Source organism: Pseudomonas sp. NC02 (assembly GCF_002874965.1).
Taxonomy (GTDB): domain Bacteria; phylum Pseudomonadota; class Gammaproteobacteria; order Pseudomonadales; family Pseudomonadaceae; genus Aquipseudomonas.
In genome coordinates this window covers 5,650,088-5,667,435 of the sequence record NZ_CP025624.1, presented here as the reverse complement: position 1 = coordinate 5,667,435, position 17,348 = coordinate 5,650,088, and the positions used below count along the sequence as shown (strand labels likewise).

General features: G+C 61.6%; 16 protein-coding genes. 9 read left to right on the top strand and 7 right to left on the bottom strand.

Annotation, left to right across the window (positions count from 1 at the left end; translation table 11 throughout):
* Positions 1 to 25: 25 nt before the first annotated feature.
* The 5 genes from glyA to C0058_RS26605 all read left to right on the top strand — a co-directional run bounded on the left by glyA (position 26) and on the right by C0058_RS26605 (position 6,459).
* Positions 26 to 1,381: a serine hydroxymethyltransferase gene (gene glyA / locus C0058_RS26625; RefSeq protein WP_102369857.1), complete on the top strand. Its 1,356-nt coding sequence runs from the start codon at positions 26 to 28 to the stop codon at positions 1,379 to 1,381.
* Between the two features lie 256 nt (positions 1,382 to 1,637).
* Positions 1,638 to 2,174, top strand: a complete 537-nt coding sequence (locus C0058_RS26620; RefSeq protein ID WP_023659207.1) for a sugar dehydrogenase complex small subunit — start codon at positions 1,638 to 1,640, stop codon at positions 2,172 to 2,174.
* A 14-nt stretch (positions 2,175 to 2,188) separates the two neighbouring features.
* Positions 2,189 to 3,778, top strand: a complete 1,590-nt coding sequence (locus C0058_RS26615; RefSeq protein ID WP_102369856.1) for a GMC family oxidoreductase — start codon at positions 2,189 to 2,191, stop codon at positions 3,776 to 3,778.
* A 3-nt stretch (positions 3,779 to 3,781) separates the two neighbouring features.
* Positions 3,782 to 5,224, top strand: coding sequence for a cytochrome c (locus C0058_RS26610; protein WP_102369855.1), 1,443 nt, complete (start codon positions 3,782 to 3,784; stop codon positions 5,222 to 5,224).
* Between the two features lie 149 nt (positions 5,225 to 5,373).
* A complete protein-coding gene (locus C0058_RS26605; protein ID WP_102369854.1) occupies positions 5,374 to 6,459 on the top strand; it encodes a pyridoxal phosphate-dependent aminotransferase in 1,086 nt (361 codons plus the stop codon).
* Between the two features lie 122 nt (positions 6,460 to 6,581).
* Here C0058_RS26605 and C0058_RS26600 read toward each other — a convergent pair whose 3' ends face one another.
* From C0058_RS26600 to C0058_RS26585, 4 genes are all read right to left on the bottom strand, one after another.
* The gene (locus tag C0058_RS26600; protein WP_003216395.1) at positions 6,582 to 7,286 is read right to left on the bottom strand and encodes a hypothetical protein; all 705 of its coding nucleotides are present in this window, start codon (positions 7,284 to 7,286) and stop codon (positions 6,582 to 6,584) included.
* A 102-nt stretch (positions 7,287 to 7,388) separates the two neighbouring features.
* Entirely contained in the window at positions 7,389 to 7,643 is a 255-nt protein-coding gene (locus C0058_RS26595) for a Txe/YoeB family addiction module toxin (RefSeq protein ID WP_087692806.1), read from the bottom strand.
* Positions 7,640 to 7,894 carry a type II toxin-antitoxin system prevent-host-death family antitoxin gene (locus C0058_RS26590; protein ID WP_087692805.1) on the bottom strand — a complete coding sequence of 85 codons (255 nt, stop codon included), beginning with the start codon at positions 7,892 to 7,894 and terminating at the stop codon, positions 7,640 to 7,642. Before C0058_RS26590 ends, C0058_RS26595 begins: the two co-directional genes overlap by 4 nt.
* Positions 7,895 to 8,041: 147 nt before the next feature.
* Positions 8,042 to 9,244, bottom strand: a complete 1,203-nt coding sequence (locus C0058_RS26585; RefSeq protein ID WP_102369853.1) for a pyridoxal phosphate-dependent aminotransferase — start codon at positions 9,242 to 9,244, stop codon at positions 8,042 to 8,044.
* 223 nt (positions 9,245 to 9,467) lie between these two features.
* On the opposite strand from C0058_RS26585, the gene C0058_RS26580 reads away from it, so the two are divergent.
* Entirely contained in the window at positions 9,468 to 11,492 is a 2,025-nt protein-coding gene (locus C0058_RS26580; protein WP_102369852.1) for a c-type cytochrome, read from the top strand.
* Positions 11,493 to 11,634: 142 nt separating this feature from the next.
* On the opposite strand, the gene C0058_RS26575 is transcribed toward C0058_RS26580, so the two are convergent.
* Positions 11,635 to 13,653 (bottom strand): TonB-dependent receptor, encoded by a 2,019-nt coding sequence (locus C0058_RS26575; protein ID WP_102369851.1) that lies wholly within the window; start codon positions 13,651 to 13,653, stop codon positions 11,635 to 11,637.
* A gap of 378 nt (positions 13,654 to 14,031) precedes the next feature.
* Here C0058_RS26575 and C0058_RS26570 point away from each other — a divergent pair, with 378 nt between their 5' ends.
* A complete protein-coding gene (locus tag C0058_RS26570) occupies positions 14,032 to 14,268 on the top strand; it encodes a VF530 family DNA-binding protein (RefSeq protein WP_003216406.1) in 237 nt (78 codons plus the stop codon).
* Position 14,269: 1 nt separating this feature from the next.
* Positions 14,270 to 14,911, top strand: a complete 642-nt coding sequence (locus C0058_RS26565; protein WP_102369850.1) for a Pr6Pr family membrane protein — start codon at positions 14,270 to 14,272, stop codon at positions 14,909 to 14,911.
* A gap of 71 nt (positions 14,912 to 14,982) precedes the next feature.
* On the opposite strand, the gene C0058_RS26555 is transcribed toward C0058_RS26565, so the two are convergent.
* Both C0058_RS26555 and C0058_RS26550 read right to left on the bottom strand, forming a co-directional pair.
* Positions 14,983 to 15,732, bottom strand: a complete 750-nt coding sequence (locus tag C0058_RS26555; RefSeq protein WP_008435572.1) for a siderophore-interacting protein — start codon at positions 15,730 to 15,732, stop codon at positions 14,983 to 14,985.
* Positions 15,729 to 16,277: a PadR family transcriptional regulator gene (locus C0058_RS26550; protein ID WP_003216412.1), complete on the bottom strand. Its 549-nt coding sequence runs from the start codon at positions 16,275 to 16,277 to the stop codon at positions 15,729 to 15,731. Before C0058_RS26550 ends, C0058_RS26555 begins: the two co-directional genes overlap by 4 nt.
* Before the next feature lie 540 nt (positions 16,278 to 16,817).
* Here C0058_RS26550 and C0058_RS26545 point away from each other — a divergent pair.
* Positions 16,818 to 17,339, top strand: a complete 522-nt coding sequence (locus C0058_RS26545) for a fimbrial protein (RefSeq protein ID WP_023659208.1) — start codon at positions 16,818 to 16,820, stop codon at positions 17,337 to 17,339.
* The last annotated feature ends 9 nt before the right edge of the window (positions 17,340 to 17,348 follow it).

The window sequence follows — 17,348 nt, the reverse complement described above, 5'->3', positions numbered from 1 at the left end:
ATTTTCAGGGAAGGAACACAGGACAATGGCAGTCGACACGCAACCACTTACCCACCAGGCCGACCTGCTGCAACGAGGGCTGGCGGATCTACGGGCAGAAGACGCGGAGCTGGCAGCGTTGCTGGATGCGGAAGTCACGCGCCAACACCAGACGCTGTCGCTGGCCGCTTCGTCCTGCGCAGTGAGGCCGAATATCCTGGCGGCGTCCGCCTCGCTGCTGGTCAACGTGACCGCCGAGGGCACGCCCGGCTGGCGTCATCACGCCGGCTGCGAGAATGCCGACCGGGTCGAAGCCCTGGCTGTGCGCCGAGCGCGTGAGCTGTTCGGTGCGCAATACGCCGGTGTGCAATCACACTCGGGGTCGACTGCCAACTATCAGGTACTGGCGGCCTTGCTGGAGCCGGGAGACACCGTGCTCGGCATGGCCCCCGATCACGGCGGGCATCTGAGCCACGCCAGCCCCGTCGCGTTCACCGGCGCGAACTACAAGGCGCTCAGGTACGGCACTACCTCCAAGGGTGTTATCGACTACGACCAGGTGCGCACACTGGCGCTGGCCCATCGCCCGCGCGTGATCATCTGCGGGGCGACGGCCTACTCGCACACCATTGATTTCGCGCGCTTGCGTGGGATTGCCGACGAAGCCGGGTCGATCCTGCTGGCGGACATTTCGACCATCGCCGGCCTGGTCGCCACCGGGCGCCATCCGAGCCCGATCGACGCAGCCCACGTCACTACGCTGTGCACCCATAAACAACTGGGCGGCCCGCGTGGCGGCCTGATCCTTTCCGGTCGCGACGCCGAAACCAAGGTGCCGGGCCTTAAGACCAGCTTCAGCCGGCTCCTCGATCAAGCCGTGTTCCCACGAATGCAGGGCGCACCGGCCTTCAACATGATCGCGGCAAAGGCGGCGGCATTCGGCTACGCCATGTCCGCGGATTTCGACGCCTGGATGGCGCGTATTCGCACCACGGCCGACGAACTGGCCAGCGCGTTCCAGGCCTGTGACTACGAGGTGGTGGGCGGGCGCAGTGAAAACCACTCGGTGCTGATTCGCTTGCGTGGCGGCATCACCGGTGCCATCGCCCAGGCGGCGCTGGAGCAGTGCGGCATCATCGTGGACAAGCATCGCGCACCGGGAGAGACGCGACCATCATTCGTCGCTGGCGGGTTGTGTATCGGCACCGGCTCCCTGGCGCAACGCCAGCTCGACGCCGATGGATGTCGGCAGGTCGTCGAACTGGTGTGCCGGGTACTCGATGCGGTCACGCCCCTCAACGAGCACAAGTTCACCCTGGATCCGAATGCACAGGAATCCCTGCGCTTGCAGGCTCAAGCCTTGTGCGCGAAGTATCCCCTCGCGGATTACCTGCACAACTGAGCAAACATCCAAATGGATGTTTCATGTTATTGCAGGATAAATTGCTGTACGGTGTTTAAGCGGCTGTTATAGACGGTCGCGTTGTTGCTCATTCTCATCATTAACAAGCTGCACGACAGCTTGGCGTTCTCCTGGCAGTTATAAAAAGGGCTCTTAAAGTCCGTTCAACCTCCGTGAACGAAGTACTCAGCCTTTTGCAGTGAAGTCGAACTAGGCCCGTGCGCCGATAGTTGTTCGACTCATGAGGAGATATCCCGTGATAACCCGAAGAAAACTCCTGTATTCAGGCGCAGCCTTGACCGGTGCTGGCCTGTTTGCCCCGCTGTGGGCAGGTGCCGCGCTGGCGCAGGAAGTCAGCAGCGCCGCCAGCGACGACATTGAATCCTTCCGCCAACTGTCGATGTTCCTCCTCGAACGCTCGAACCTGGATGCCGCCTTGTCCTTGCGCATCCTGGCTCAGTGCACCCGGAACGACCCTGCATTCCCCGAGAAGATCAAAGCCTTGTGGAGCAAGGTTGGCCAGCATCACTTGCGCAACGTCGGCCAGTTGTCCGGCAGCCCGTTCTACGCCGACCCGGTGATCAAGGACACGACGCAGAAAATCGTCTCCGCCTGGTACCTGGGCTACACCGGCACGCCGGTGTCCCTGCGCGCCACCGACGGCACGCGCCTGGTCACCTTCACCGGCGCCCTGGCCTATGCGCCGACCGCGGACGCCACGGTGATCCCGACGTACTCCCGGGGAAAAACCAATTACTGGGTCAATCCTCCGGCCACGCTGGCCAACGACTAAGACAAGGCACTTTTATGAATCAGGATTTTGACGCCGATGTCATTGTGGTTGGCTCCGGCGCATTAGGCAGTAACGCAGCCTTTGAATTGGCCAAACTCGGCAAGTCGGTGATTATTCTGGAAGCGGGTGAACATATTCCCCGCTGGAAGATAGTCGAGAACTTCCGTAATTCGTCGAACAAGGGCAATTACAACTCACCCTATCCGAATGAACCGTGGGCCCATCATTCTTATGATGAGCAATACATCGAGAACACCGGTTCTTTCGAGTTCCGCCCCGGCATGTTGAAACTGGTGGGCGGTACCACCTGGCACTGGGCGGCAGCGTGCTGGCGTTACTTGCCCAACGATATGAAACTCAAGACGCTCTACGGCGTAGGTCGCGACTGGCCGCTGGAATACAGCGAGCTGGAACCCTATTACGTGCGTGCGGAAATTGCCCTGGGCGTATGCGGCAGTGACACCCAGGACCAGAGCGGGCAGGGCGGCGGCGCGTTCCCGCCACGCTCAAGCCCGTACCCGATGGCGCCGGAAGGTGATACCTACCTGTTCCAGCGCCTGCGCGAACGCATGGCCCCGGCGGGGTATCACTTTATCCATGAGCCCAATGGCCGTGCCACTGAACCCTACGACGGGCGCCCGGCGTGCAGCGGCAACAACAACTGCATGCCGGTCTGCCCCATCGGCGCGATGTACAGCGGCGACGTGCACGCCCGCCATGCGGAACAGGCCGGCGCCAAGCTGATCACCGACGCCACCGCCTACAAGCTGGAAAAAGGCGCGGACGACAAGATCGTCGCCATCCATTACCGCAGCTCCACCGGCGCCGATGTGCGGCTCACTGCCAAGTACTTCATCGTTGCCGCCCACGGCCTGGAAACCCCCAAGCTGCTGCTGATTTCCGAGGTGGCCAACTCCTCCGACCAGGTCGGTCGCAACCTGATGGACCACACTGGCCAAGGCCTGCAATTTATCGCCGACGAGCCGTTGTGGCCGGGACGCGGCGCGGTGCAGCAGGGCGGGATTTTCAACCGCCGCGACGGCGAGTTCCGCAAGGAGCGGGCCTCGGTCAAACACTCGATCTCCAACAACGTGCCGAACATTGCCGTGGCCAAGCGGCTGATCGCCCAGGGCGTGTACGGCAAGGAGCTGGACGAACGCATCCGCCACGATGCGGCGCGTTGGGTCGACGTCTCTACCGTGTATGAAACCCTGCCATTGCAGACCAACACCGTGCGCCCGAGCCGCACCCGCAAGGACGCCCTGGGCATCCCGATGCTGGTGGTCAACTACGAGGTGGGCGACTACGTGAAGGCGGCCAAGGCCGGCGTCACTGAAGACTATGCGCACTTCGTGCAGCTGATGGGCGGCACGGTGGTGGAAGACAACACCGGCTACCAGAACCGCGACCACCTGATGGGCACCGTGATCATGGGCGCCAACCCCAAGGATTCGGTGGTCAACCACGAGTGCCGCACCCACGACCACGCCAACCTGTTTCTCGCCACCACCGGGGTGATACCGGCCTCCGGCACCATCAACCCGACCCTGGCCGGCGTGGCGCTGAGTATCCGTATGGCCGACATCATTGCGCGGGAGGTCTAGGTCATGGGATTGCTTAAATTTCCATTGCTGGCCTTGCTGCTCACCGCGTTGCCGGTGTTTGCCGCTGAAGACACTGCCGCGCTGATCCAGAAAGGTGCGTATGTCGCCCGTGCCGGCGACTGCGAAGCCTGCCACCGTACCGCCGAGAATGGCGGCGCGCCGCTGGCCGGCGGGTATGTGATCGACTCGCCCATGGGCAAGATCATCTCCAGCAACATCACCCCGTCCAAGGCCTACGGCATCGGCGACTACACCGAGCAACAACTGGCGGACGCCTTGCGCAAAGGCATTAACGCCAAGGGCCAGCACCTGTACCCGGCGATGCCCTACACCTCTTACCAGGGCATGAGCGATGACGACATCCACGCCTTGTACGTGTACCTGCAACAGGGCGTCAAAGCCGTGGACCAGCCGGTGCCGGAAACGCACCTGGCGTTCCCGTTCAACATCCGCCAACTGATGTTCGGCTGGAACCTGGTGTTCCTCGACAGCCAGGGTTTCGTGCCCAAGCCTGGCGCCACCGAACAGACCAGCCGTGGCCAGTACCTGGTGGACAACCTCGCCCACTGCGGCGCCTGCCACACCCCACGTAATGCCTTGATGGCCGAGGACAACAGCCAGTACCTGGCCGGCGCCAAACTGGGGGGCTGGGTTGCGCCCAACATCACCTCCGACAAGGTCAGTGGCCTCGGCGACTGGAGCGAGGACGACCTGGTCAACTTCCTGAAAAACGGTCACCTCGCCGACAAGGCCCAAGCCGCGGGCGGCATGGCCGAAGCCGTGGAAAACAGCTTCCGCTACCTCAGCGACAGCGACCTGCATGCCATGGCCGCCTACCTGCACAACGTGCCGCCGATCCGCGATCCCGGGCAAACCGAGCGGGTGGTGCGTGACGTCAAGCCGGTGGACATGAGCACCCTGGAAACCGGCCAGGGCGATCAAGCCTCACTGGCCGACGCCACCGGACTGGATGGCGCACGCCTCTACAACTCGGCCTGCTCCAGCTGCCACGGCCGCGATGGCCAGGGCTCGGCTGACAAGTTCTACCCGTCCCTGAGCCTCAACACCGCGCTCAACGGCAACCAGGCCAACAACCTGGTGATGGCGATCATCGCGGGCATCGACCGCAAAGGTGCCGACGGCGCCGTGAGCATGCCGGCCCTGGGCGGTGACCTGAACGACGCGCAAATCGCCGCCATCGCCAACTACAGCCTGCACACCTTCGGCAACCCGGCGCTGAGCGTCAGTTCCGAAGAAGTCACCAGCCTGCGTCGCGGTGGGGATGCGCCGTTGTTGATCACGGCCATGCCGTACCTGCTGTGGGGCGGTGGCCTGGTGGTGCTGGTGCTGATCATCGTGCTGTTGCTGTGGCGCCGTCACCACCAACACCTGCGGGCAGTGGAGGCCAAGCGGATCGCGTTGAACCGGCGTTTTCATTCCAACTAGCCGGAAACGCAAAAGCCCCGCCTTCGGTATGAAGTGCGGGGCTTTTTGTTGGTTGGGTAAATCACCGGCTGTTTTCCTCGTCATACCCAATTGCAGGAACGGGGGCGAATCCCGCACCTGAAGCTGCGAGCCGACAAGGAGAGGTCTTCATGGTCAACGTGAGTCGTCGTTCCCTGATCGCACTGGGCGCGGCCTTGCCGTTGCTGGGTCGCCTGGACTGGGCTGAGGCAAGCCCCGCCGCGGCGGCGCCCGAGGTGCTGCTCAACTACAACGAAAGCCCCTACGGGCCCTCGCCGGCTGCGCGGCAGGCCATGCAGCGCGGTATTGCCGTTTCGGGGCGCTACCCGTACCCGGACATGTACGCGCTGGTCGAACAGTTTGCCAAACAGCAGGGCATTCTGGAGGAACAGGTGGCGGTGTTCGCCGGCTCCATGGCTGCGTTGCGCTACGCGGTGCTGGCGTTTACCAGCGAAACCCGCAGCCTGGTGATGGCCACGCCTTCCTACGAAGTTCCGCGCCAGGCAGCCGAGTCGTGCAAGGCCAGGGTGCGTGAAGTGGACCTCACCGCCGATCACGCCCATGACCTTCCCGCCATGCTCACCGTTGACCGCCAGCCCGGCCTGATCTACCTCTGCAACCCGAACAATCCCACCGGCACCCTCACACCCGCCAAGGCCATCGAACAGGCACTGGCGCGCAAACCCCAGGGCAGCATTTTGCTGGTGGACGAGGCCTACATCGACTTCAGTGACGCACCCAGTTGTGTGGCGTGGGTCAAGGACCATGACGACTTGCTGGTGCTGCGCACGTTCTCGAAAATCTACGGCCTGGCTGGCGCACGCCTGGGGCTTGCGATCGGTCATCCGCAGCTGCTGGAACAACTGGCGGTGTTTGGCGGGGACAACGTGCCGGCGGCCGCCAGCCTGCTGGCCGCCCGCGCCAGCCTTGCGGATGCGCAACTGGTGCCGGCGCGCAAGGCGCTCAATACCCGGTTGCGGGATGAGACGGTGGCCTGGCTAAAAAACCGCGGATTCACCTGCACGGCGTCTCACAGCAACTGTTTCATGATTGATGTGCGCCGTCCGGCGGAACAGGTCATCGAGCGGCTGGGCGAGCAGGGCGTGAAGATTGGGCGCGTGTGGAAAAACTGGCCGCAGTGGGTGCGGGTCACCGTGGGCAATGCTGATGAGATGCAGCGGTTTCGCGAGGTGTTTGCGGCTCAAGTCGTAGGCTGAATTCGCTGCGACGCAGGTCAAATGTGGGAGCGGGCTTGCTCGCGAAAGCGGAGTGTCAGTCAATGCATGCGTGACTGACCCACCGTCTTCGCGAGCAAGCCCGCTCCCACATTTAGATCGAGTTACTGCTGGGCGATGCTGTAGCCCTCAAACGCCGTCTGCTGCTGCAGCGCGGTGATGATGCTTTTACGCGTCAGTGGCTGCTCGGCGCCCGAGTTATCCACAAAGGTTTCAACTTCCAGTTCCGCCTCGTCACCTTCACCGACAAAGGTAAAGCCGAGGAATTCAAACGCCTCACGGTCGACGTTCGGCTTGGAGCGCGGCGAACGCAGCGGCAGGGTGACGCTGATGCCGTCCTTGCTGATGGCGAACACTTCCACTTCCTTCTTCGGGCGGGAAGCCTTGCCTTTGCCGGCGCTCGGGTTGCTGATGGCCTGGTGGGTCTGGTTCAGCACCTTGAGGGCCAGGCCGTAGACCAGCTCCTGAAACTCCGGGTCGTCCTTGAAGCTGGACAGGATGCGGCTGATGGAGAACTTGCTGTTCAGGTCTTCGAGGGCGGCGTTGTCGGCGGCTTCGGCGTCCTTGAGCTGCTTGAGCTCGCCCATCAGGTCGTAGGCCTTGTCGTCGTCGAAAGCGTCGTGGGCCTGGCGGATGGCCACGCGCAGCTCGCGGATCTGGTCGCTTTCCTTGGAGGTGTGGAACGCGTCCAGCACCATTTCACTGATGGTCTTGGCCGCCGGCACGTGCTGTGAAAGATTGATGGCGTTTTCGTATTCAGCTTTGGATTGCAAGGCGACTACGGATTCTTCGGTGCGGGAATCAGACATTGAAATTTCACTACTTCAGTAAACGGGGAGACGGGAAAAGCGTCGCGCATTTTCAGCGGGGAGGGGGATCAGGTCAAGGCAGGATCCTGACGGTAAATGGCGTCAATAGTGATAGCGACACATGAGGATCTGTATTTCACCCTCCTCAATCCCGTACACCAGACGATGTTCCGCTGTGATTCGCCTGGACCAGAAACCACTGAGGTTATGTTTGAGTGGTTCTGGTTTGCCAACGCCGTCAAAAGGATCACGCTGGATCGATTTGATCAGTAAGTTGATGCGTTTGAGCCCAGCTTTGTCGTTTTGTTGAAACCAGAGGTAGTCGTCCCAGCCTTCAGGCGTAAAGAGTATTTTCATTCTTCAATCAACTGCCTCGGCTTGGCCTTTCCGGCTCGCAGGCTGTTGATCGATTTGATCAAGCGTTCCGCGTTGTTGGGAGAGCGCAGCAGATAGGCCGTCTCTTCAAGAGCGTTGAACTCTGAGAGAGAGATCATGACCACCGGTTCACCTTTTTGCCGGGTCACCAACAGAGGGGCACGATCTTCGTTTACCCGATCCATCGTGTCCGAGAGATGGGCCCGTGCATGGGTGTAGTTGATAGTTTCCATAATTGAGTCCTCGCTTAATGGCTGAAACGTACAGAAATACGTACAGGTCATCAAGGGGCATCTTACCAACGGTTGATTTAACCAAGGCGCTTGCCCATTTCGAAGGCGCGTTTTTCGTAGCCCAATTCCTGGTACAGCCGCTACCTGTTATCGGCGATCACGTAAAGGCGCGGCGTCGGCCCCAAGCCCTTCGACGAAGCCGGCAATGCGCTGGCAAGCCTCCCTGAGGGTGTCATCGGCGACGGTAAACGAAACCCGCACAAACCCTTCGGCGCTGGGGCCAAACGCCTGGGCGTCAAGCACCGATACGCCGGTCTGGCGATACAGTTGCCAGGCGAATTCCCGGCCGCTGAGCCCGGTGCGGCGTACGTCCACCAGCATGAACATGCCCGCCTGGGGGACTCGGCAGTCCAGCTCGCTGATCGCACTCAACGCGTTCACCACCAGGTCACGCCGGCGCCGATACACCGCACGGGCATCGCTGACCACGGCCTCATCCAGTTCCAGTGCCTTGAGCGCCGCCGCCTGGATAAACCCTGGCAGGCCGTAAATCATGCACAGCAGCAAGTTCTCCAGATGGCTGATCAACGTGGGCGGGCCTGCCACCCAGCCTACCCGCCAGCCGGTCATGGCGTGGCTTTTCGACAGGCTGTTGAGCACCACCGTGCGCTCGGCCATGCCGGGTAACGCGCTGATGCTCAGGTGTTGATCGTCATAGATGAGCTGCCCATACACTTCATCGCAAATCACCCACAGGTCGTGGGCGCGTGCCACTTCGGCGACGGCTTCCAGCTCTTCGCGGCAGTAGACGTTGCCGGTGGGGTTGCACGGTGTAGCGAGGGCGATGCCCCGGGTCTTGTCGGTAATCGCGGCTTGCAGCGCGGTGCGGGTCAGGCGAAAGCCGTTGGCGGCCGGTTGTTCGACGGTTCTAATGCGTGCCCCCGTGGCTTGGACACAGGCCTCGTAGGTCAGGTACATCGGCTCCGGCACCAGCACTTCATCGCCGTGGCTGAACAGGCACAAGCAGGCCGCGAACAGGCCATTCTGCGCGCCGGCGACCAGGGCGATATTGTCGGCGTGCACCGTAATCCCTTGCAGCAGGCTCTGCCGGGCCGCGATGGCTTCCCGCAGTTTCGGGCGGCCGAGCACAGGGGTGTAGTGGGTGTCGCCGGCGCGCAGGGCGTCCACGGCGGTTTCACAGATCGCGCTGTGTGTGGCGAAATCCGGGTCGCCGACACTGAGCACAATCACGTCTTCGCCACGCAGTTGGGCTTCGGCGGCGGCGTAGTGAATATCCCAGGCACTGACGGATTCGCCGCCAATGCGCCCCACAAAGGGTGAATAACGCATCCTTGCTCTCCTCGCCGACATCGATGCCCGCGTCAATTAGTCAATTTCAGTTCCACTGTAGAACATGCCGCCTGATCCACATCAAGGGCCGCGCGCAAAAAATCCGCTACAACAAAGCTGGGGCTGGCCATGCCCCGGTTATCTGCCTGATGACCCAATAAAAACGATTGCAGACCTGCGCCGAGGGGACCGCCCCAGGCCGGGTTATTAAAGGAATAGTGCGATGATTTTTCCCCTGTCACGTCTGGGCCTTGTGGGGGTGGTGCTGTGCCTTTCCCTTCCCCTGCACGCCAACGAAGCCGACCCCACGCTGATCGAACAGGGCAAATACGTTGCCCAACTGGGCGACTGCATCGCCTGCCACACCGCCAGGCAAGGCGCGCAGATGGCCGGCGGGCTGGAACTGGGCACGCCGATGGGCACGATCTATTCGAGCAACATCACCCCGGACCGTGACACCGGCATCGGCCAGTACACCTTCGAGCAGTTCGACCGGGTGATGCGTGAAGGCGTGACGCCGGCCGGGCAGAACCTGTACCCGGCGATGCCTTACCCGTCCTACGCGAAGATGAGCGAAGGCGACATGCGCGCCTTGTTCGCCTACCTGATGCAGGGCGTGGAGGCGGTGAACAAACCCAACCTGGACGCCGAGATGGGCTTCCCGTTCAACCAGCGCTGGGGCCTGGCGTTGTGGAATTTGGCGTTTCTCGACAAGCAACCATTCGTGCCGGACCCGGCGAAGGATGACGTGCTTAACCGTGGCGCCTACCTCGTCCAGGGCCTGGGCCACTGCGGCTCGTGCCACACCCCGCGCGGCATCGCCTTCCAGGAAAAAGCCATGAGCGACGCGGGCCGCAGTGGCCGGCATTACCTGGCCGGTGAGACTGTCGAGCACTGGCGCGCCTTGAGCCTGCGCAACCTGTGGACGGTGGACGACACCGTGCAATTGCTCAAGACCGGGCAGAACCGCTTTGCCACGGTCGCGGGCAACATGGCGGATGTGATTCATCACAGTACCCAACACTTCACCGATGCCGATTTGACCGCCATCGCGACGTATCTCAAATCCCTGCCGCCGGGCAAGGACGACCTGCCGATGCCCGCCGTGGCCCACGAACCCGCCGCACCGCCCAAGGACTTGTTCACCAGCCGTGGTGGCCTGGGTTACATGCAGTTTTGCAGTGACTGCCACCGCAGCGATGGCGGCGGGGTGAAAGGGCTGTTCCCGCCGTTGGCCGGCAACCCGAGCGTTGCCTCGAACAACCCGACGTCACTGCTGCACATCACCCTCACCGGTTGGGAAACCGCCGAGACCGCAGCCCATCCACGGGTCTACACCATGCCTGGGTTTGCGCGGTTGGCGGATCAGGAAATCGCTGAAATCCTCAGTTTCGCGCGCAGCAGTTGGGGCAACGAAGGCACGCCTGTCACGGCTGCCCAAGTGAAGAAAATGCGCGGCCAGCTCAACCCGGTCACCACCGATTCGTCAGCGTTTGAAACCCCACGCCTGGCCGAATTGTTGGCGGCGCCGAATGCCGATCAGGTGGTACGCGGCATGCGCCTGCACCTGCAGACCAAGGAACTGCTGCCCAATAACGTGGGCAACTCGCTGAACTGCACCAGCTGCCATCTCAACGCCGGCACCGTGGCGGATGGTTCGCCGTTTGTGGGCGTCTCGGCATTTTTCCCGAGCTATGCGCCGCGTGCGGGCAAGGTGGTGAGCCTGGAAGAGCGGATCAACGGCTGCTTCCGTCGCTCGATGAATGGCAAGCCGTTGCCAGCGGAATCGGCGGATATGCAGGCGATGGTGGCGTACTTCGACTGGATGAAAAACAACACCAGGCCCGAAGATAAAGTCGCCGGGCGCGGGGTGGGCAAGGTCGACCCGGCGATCAAGCCGGATATGCAGAATGGCAGGCAGGTGTACGCCCGGCAATGCGCGGTGTGCCATGGCGACAATGGCCAAGGGTTGACGCGGGCGGATGGCGAGTTGGTGTACCCGCCGTTGTGGGGCGAGCAGTCGTTCAATATCGGGGCGGGGATGGCGCGGCTGTACACGGCGGCGGCGTTCGTCAAACGCAACATGCCGATCGGTTTTCACGAGAAATTCCCGTTGGGGCAGGGCGGGTTGTCGGATCAGGAGGCGGTGGATGTGGCAGCGTACTTCTCCCAACAACCTCGTCCGGATTTCCCGGACAAGGTGAAGGACTGGCCGAAGGGGGGTAAGCCCGTGGATGCGCGGTACTAACCCCACCACCTGTTCGAAGTGGGCACAGTCAATGTGGGAGCGGGCTTGCTCGCGAAGACGGTGAGTCAGTCACCCATGTATTGACTGACACTCCGCTTTCGCGAGCAAGCCCGCTCCCACAGTTTTAACCGAGTGCAGTCAGTTAGAAGGTGGTGCGCAACCCGACCTGCACACTTCGACCCGGCGCCGGGGCGATGTCCCGCAGGATCGAACTGGCGTAGCGCACGGTCTGGTTCGTCAGGTTCTCGCCGTTGACGAACGCCAGCCACTGGCTGCCGCCGACATTGAAGCGGTAGCCGGCGCTGGCGCCCAACGTGGTGTAGCCGTCGGTACCGCTTTCGTTATCCGGCACCCGCCCCTGGCCCGCCGCGTGTTCAACATCAATCCGCGCCTGCCAGCGATCCAGTTCCCACAAGAGGCCGCTGTTCAAACGCAACGGCGCAATGCGGGGCAACGCTTCACCCGTGTCCAGGTTGGTTGCACGGGTGTAGTCGCCCGACAGTTCCAGCGCAAACTTGCCGTACGCACCTTCCCCCAGCTTGATGTGATCCTGGGCTTCAAAGCCTGCGAAACGCGCACGCACACCGGAATATTTGTACTCAGGGATGCCGCCGGCGTCTTCCTCGCCTTCGTCATTCAAGGTGCGACCGCTGCCCAGCAGGCCGATGTAGTTGGAGAAGTGGCTGTAGAACACGCCGAAGCTGCCCTTGTGGGTGCCGTTGTCGAAGCGCAGTGCCAGGTCGCTGGACACGGCTTTTTCTTTCGACAGGTTGGCGTCGCCCAGTTCATAGGTGCCGGTGGCGACGTGAGCGCCGTTGGCATACAGCTCGTAGAAGGTCGGGGCACGTTCGGTGTAGCCGAGGGTGGCGGCCAGGGACCAGATCGGCGTGAGGGTGTACACCGCGCCGGACGACAGGCTGCCGGCGGTGAAGTCGGCGGATTTGTCGGCATTGACGAAGCGTGCGTTGCCCTTGCCGTCCGGGTCGACGTTAGTGTGTTCCAGGCGCCCGCCGAGGCTCAGCTTGAGGCGCTCGGAGGCCTGCATTTCTTCGAGGATAAACAGCGCGCCGGCGTTGGTATCGGTCTGCGGCACGAAGGCTTCTTCACCCAGGGCCGAGAATTCATTGCGACTGACTTGGGCGCCCACCACGCCGTTGAACGGCCCGATCGGCAAGTGTCGCGCTTCCACCCGGGCTTCGTAGCCCTTGTTCTTGAAGGTGGTGCCGGTCTCGCCGCCTTCGATTTCCATGTGCTTGTAGTCGGTATAGCCGGCGTCGAGTTTGACCGAGGTGAAAGGGCCTTGCAGGTTGCGGATTTCGGACGCAAAGGCGTAGTGATCCTGCTTCATGCGGATGCGTACGTCCTGCTCGGCCGGGGAGCCGTAGTTGCTGTCGTAGTTGCTGTAGGACAGCCCGGCGTAACCGTCGTCCCAAGTGTAGGAACCGCCGACTGCACCACCGTCCTGGCGTCCGTCGCTGTTGCCGAGGCGACCGTTCTTGCCTTCACCGTCTTCGCTTGGCGGTGCATGACGGCTGCGGGCAAAACCGGGGATTTTCAGGTCGTTGAATTCCCGCGCGCTGGCGTCCAGGTGCAAGGCGAAGGTGCCGTTGCCGGCTTCCAGTTTGCCGGCGCTGCTGCGGGTGGTGTCGGCGCCGCCGTAGCGCAATTCACCGGCACCGTGAATGCCTTCGATGGCTTCGGTGGGGATGCGGTTGTCGAAGGTATTGACCACGCCGCCGATGGCGCTGCCGCCGTAGAGCAGGGCGGCCGGGCCGCGCACGATTTCGATGCGGTCGACGTTGACCGGGTCCAGCGGCACCGCGTGGTCATAGGACAACGACGAGGCATCCAGCGCGCCGACTCCGTTGCGCAGGAGGCGAATGCGGTCACCATCCTGGCCACGAATGATCGGCCGGCTGGCCCCCGGGCCGAAGTACGACGACGACACACCGGGCTGCTTGTTCAGGGTTTCACCCAGGCTGCCTTTTTGTTGCAGGGTCAGGTCATCGCCTTCGAGCACGGTGGTGGGCGAGGCGAGGGTTTCGCTGCCCAGCGGGTTGCCGGTGATGACTTGGGGTTGCAGTTCCAGGGCGTTGGCCTGGGAGGTGATCAACAGGGCGGCGGCCAGCGGGGTGAGGCGCCAGAGAGAAGAGAGGGACATCGGTCGTTCCTTGGCAAACGGCAAAAAGAGAAGGCTGAAAACGGTAAGGGATTCGATACCCTTTGATAGTTATCGTTACAATATAACATCACTTTTTTCCCTGCCAAGGGGAACTTTCCCAAACCCCGCTCGATCACTCCCACGCTGATCGTTCCCACGCTCTGCGTGGAAATGCATGCCGTGACGCTCTGCGTCACCATTGCGCAGGGTTAAAACTTGCGTCGACCGAGGGACGCAGAGCGTCCAATTCGGCATTCCCATGCAGGGCGTGGGAACGATCGAACAGTGGCCTATAGTGAAGGCAACGCTTCCACCCGCACGGCCCGTCCGCTAAGGTGCGCGGCTTCGTTTTCTTCTTTTCTGCACAAAAGGCCCGGCATGACCGCGACAAACAAAGACCCACTGCACGGCGTCACCCTGGAACAGGTCCTCACCGCGCTGGTGGCGCATTACCAATGGGAAGGCCTGGCCGAACGCATCAACATCCGTTGTTTTTCCAGTGACCCGAGCATCAAGTCGAGCCTGTCGTTCCTGCGCAAGACCCCGTGGGCGCGGGAGAAGGTCGAGGGCCTGTACGTGAAGTTGATGCGCACCAAGCGACCGGTCGAGGACTGAGGTGAAACGTCACCTTATCGGCCTCGCAGCCCTCGGCGGTTGGGCCGGCCTGGCGCTGCAGCAGTACATCATTTTCTACTTCCGCTGGGTCGATGGCGCCAGCCTGTTGCCGGGCCTGGTGAATTTCTTCAGCTTCTTCACCGTGCTCACCAACACCCTGGTGGCGGTGGTGTTGACCCATGCGTGGGTGCAACGGCCAACCGCGGCGAGCCGGTTCTTCCTCGGGCCCGTAGTCAGCAGCGGGATTGCCGTGAGCATTGTCGTGGTCAGCCTCGCCTACAGCCTGTTGTTGCGCCACATGTGGCAGCCTGCGGGGGTGCAGTTTGTGGCGGACGAGTTGCTGCACGACGTGATGCCGTTGGTGTTTGTCGCGTATTGGTGGTGGTGCGTGCCCAAGGGCAGCCTGCGCCTCAAACACATCGGGCTGTGGGTGATTTACCCGGTGGTGTACTTCGCCTATGCGTTGTTGCGCGGGTATGTGTGGGGGCTGTATCAGTACCCGTTCATTAACGTGGACACCCTGGGTTATCCACAGGTGTTCATCAATGCCGGGGGGATTCTGGTGGGGTTTGTGCTGATTGCTCTGGGGGTGGTGGGGCTGGATAAAATCTGTAGGAGCGAGATTGCTCGCGAAGAACGTTAACGATAACGCAGTGTGTCTGGTTTAACGCGGCGCTCTCAGGTTCTTCGCGAGCAAGCTCGCTCCTACAGGGATCACTGTTGCCAGTAACCCACGGCCTTGAGGAATGCCTCATTGACGTTGTGCGTGTCCAGCAGCACCCGCCGCACCTGGCGCGAGAGCTTGCTCTCGGTGGCGACAAAGCTGTACAGCGAACCGCCCGGCAGCGTCAGGTTCTGCACCGTCTCGAGCAGGTCATCCTGGCCGCGCACCACCCAGATCACTTCCACTTCGGCAGCGCTGGCCAGCGGCTGCTGTTCCGCCGCATTGGCGATCTCGATCACCGCCAATACCTTGCGCCCCGCCGGCAATTCGTCCAGGCGCCGGGCAATCGCCGGGATCGCGGTTTCATCGCCGATCAACAGGTAGCTGTCGAAGATATCCGGCACGATCATCGAGCCACGCGGCCCGCCGATGTGCAGGTGCTGACCGACCTTGGCCTGCTCGGCCCAGGTGGAGGCAGGGCCATCGCCATGCAGCACGAAGTCGATGTCCAGCTCGCCGATGTCCAGGTCGTACCGGCGTGGGGTGTAATCGCGCATGGCGGGTTGCGGGCCGTCGCCGCGCAGGTTGAAGTCGGGGCTGTCCAGCGCCGCTTGTTCGGCGGCGTTCTGTGGGAACAGCAGCTTGATGTGATCGTCACTGCCCAGGCTGATAAAGCCCGCCAGTTCCGGCCCGCCCAGGGTGATGCGGCGCATGCGCGGGGTGATGTCGACCACCCGCAGGACTTCGAGGCGGCGGCGTTTGATTTCGTGGGTCACGCGGTGGATGGCTTGGGTATTCATTGAGCTTTCCCGTCGGCAATGGCTTGGGCGGTGCTGTTGAGCAGCGCCGCGACACGAACGATTTCTTCCGGGCTCCAGCGCCCGTGGTGCGAATGCAAGGCGTGGCGCAGGTTATGCACCGCCTCGTGGATTTCCGGCGGACGGTCCTGGCCCCGCAGCGAACGTTTGCTCACATCCATGCGCATGCGAATGCCTTCGAGGGCAACCGCCTGTTCGCTTAAGAAGAGACGACCGGCGTCGGTGATTGTGTAGCGTTTTTTTCCGTCTTCGGCGTCGCCGGTAATCAATTCGCTTTCTTCGAGAAAGGTCAGCGTGGGGTAGATCACGCCGGGGCTGGGGCTGTAGGCGCCGTCGAACAGGGTCTCGATCCGGCGAATCAGGTCGTAGCCATGGCACGGCTGTTCGGCGATCAGCGCCGGCAGCAGCAGTTTCAGGTCGCCGGGCGCGAAGACCCGTGGGCCACGGCCGCCGCGCTCGCGGCCTGGACGTTTGTCGAAGCCGTCGCGGCTGTCACCGGGGTCGCGGTGTGAATGATGGTCTCTCATTTCGGGTGCTCTCGTTTGGTTTAGATACAACGTAAGATATATCTTATTGCCGCCGCAACCTCGGCAGACGAACGGTCATCTCGCGTCTTGTGAGACGGGACTCGAAACGGGCCGATCAGCGCACTGACCCTTTCGACATATTCGCCAACTTGTTAGTTGGCGTGCCCCAGTAATTACTGTTGTTTTTTATAATATGTAATCCTATTCTTACGGACTTGTTCTGCACTAAATCATTCTCGTTAAGTTGATGTAGTCCGTTTCTTACGGTTGATTCAAAAGTTTTGGCAAAGTGCCATAATTTTCCTATGTGTCTTGGTGTGACAAGGCTACGTGAATAAGCGAATCGACCGGCTTTCATATTCAAAATCGAAATGGATAATTGCCCGGCCTCGAACGAACTCCTGAATTGCAATACAAGTAATTGGAAAGCATCCGATTTCCATTGCTTCGGGAAATTGTTCTGGCGCTGGGTTAATTAAGTCCTGTGCGTAACTAAGCCAGGATTTCGTTTTGATTTTTAATACATGTGAGCCTCTGCAAATGAAGACTAAAGTAAAAGCTGCGCTGTTGACTGTCGGCCTGTTGGCGGGTTCGATCTCTGTTGCTAATGCGGCGGACGGGACGATTACATTTACCGGTTCGGTCCATTCGGGTGCTTGCTCTATCAAGCCTGAGTCTGTGGATCAGTCAGTTGCACTTGGCGCTATTGCAAAGCATCAGTTGCAATCCGGCGGCAAGTCCACCGCCCGCCCCGTGGCGATCGAGCTTGAAGGGTGCGACCTGTCTGGCCTCACCGATAACACCGTGACCACTACCTTCACCGGTGCACCGTCCAGCGTTGTGCCTGGCGGCATCGGCACGGTCGGCAGCGCGGGCGGCATCGGCATCATGATGACCCACGGCGGCAAAGCGATTGAGCTGGGCGTGCCAACCACTCCGCAGGCCATTGTTGCCGGTAATAACACCCTGCAGTTCGGCGCCTACGTACAAGGCCAGGCGACAGGCGACATCGTTCCTGGTGATTTCAGCGCGGTCACCAACTTCACCTTGGCTTATCAGTAAGTGTTTCCC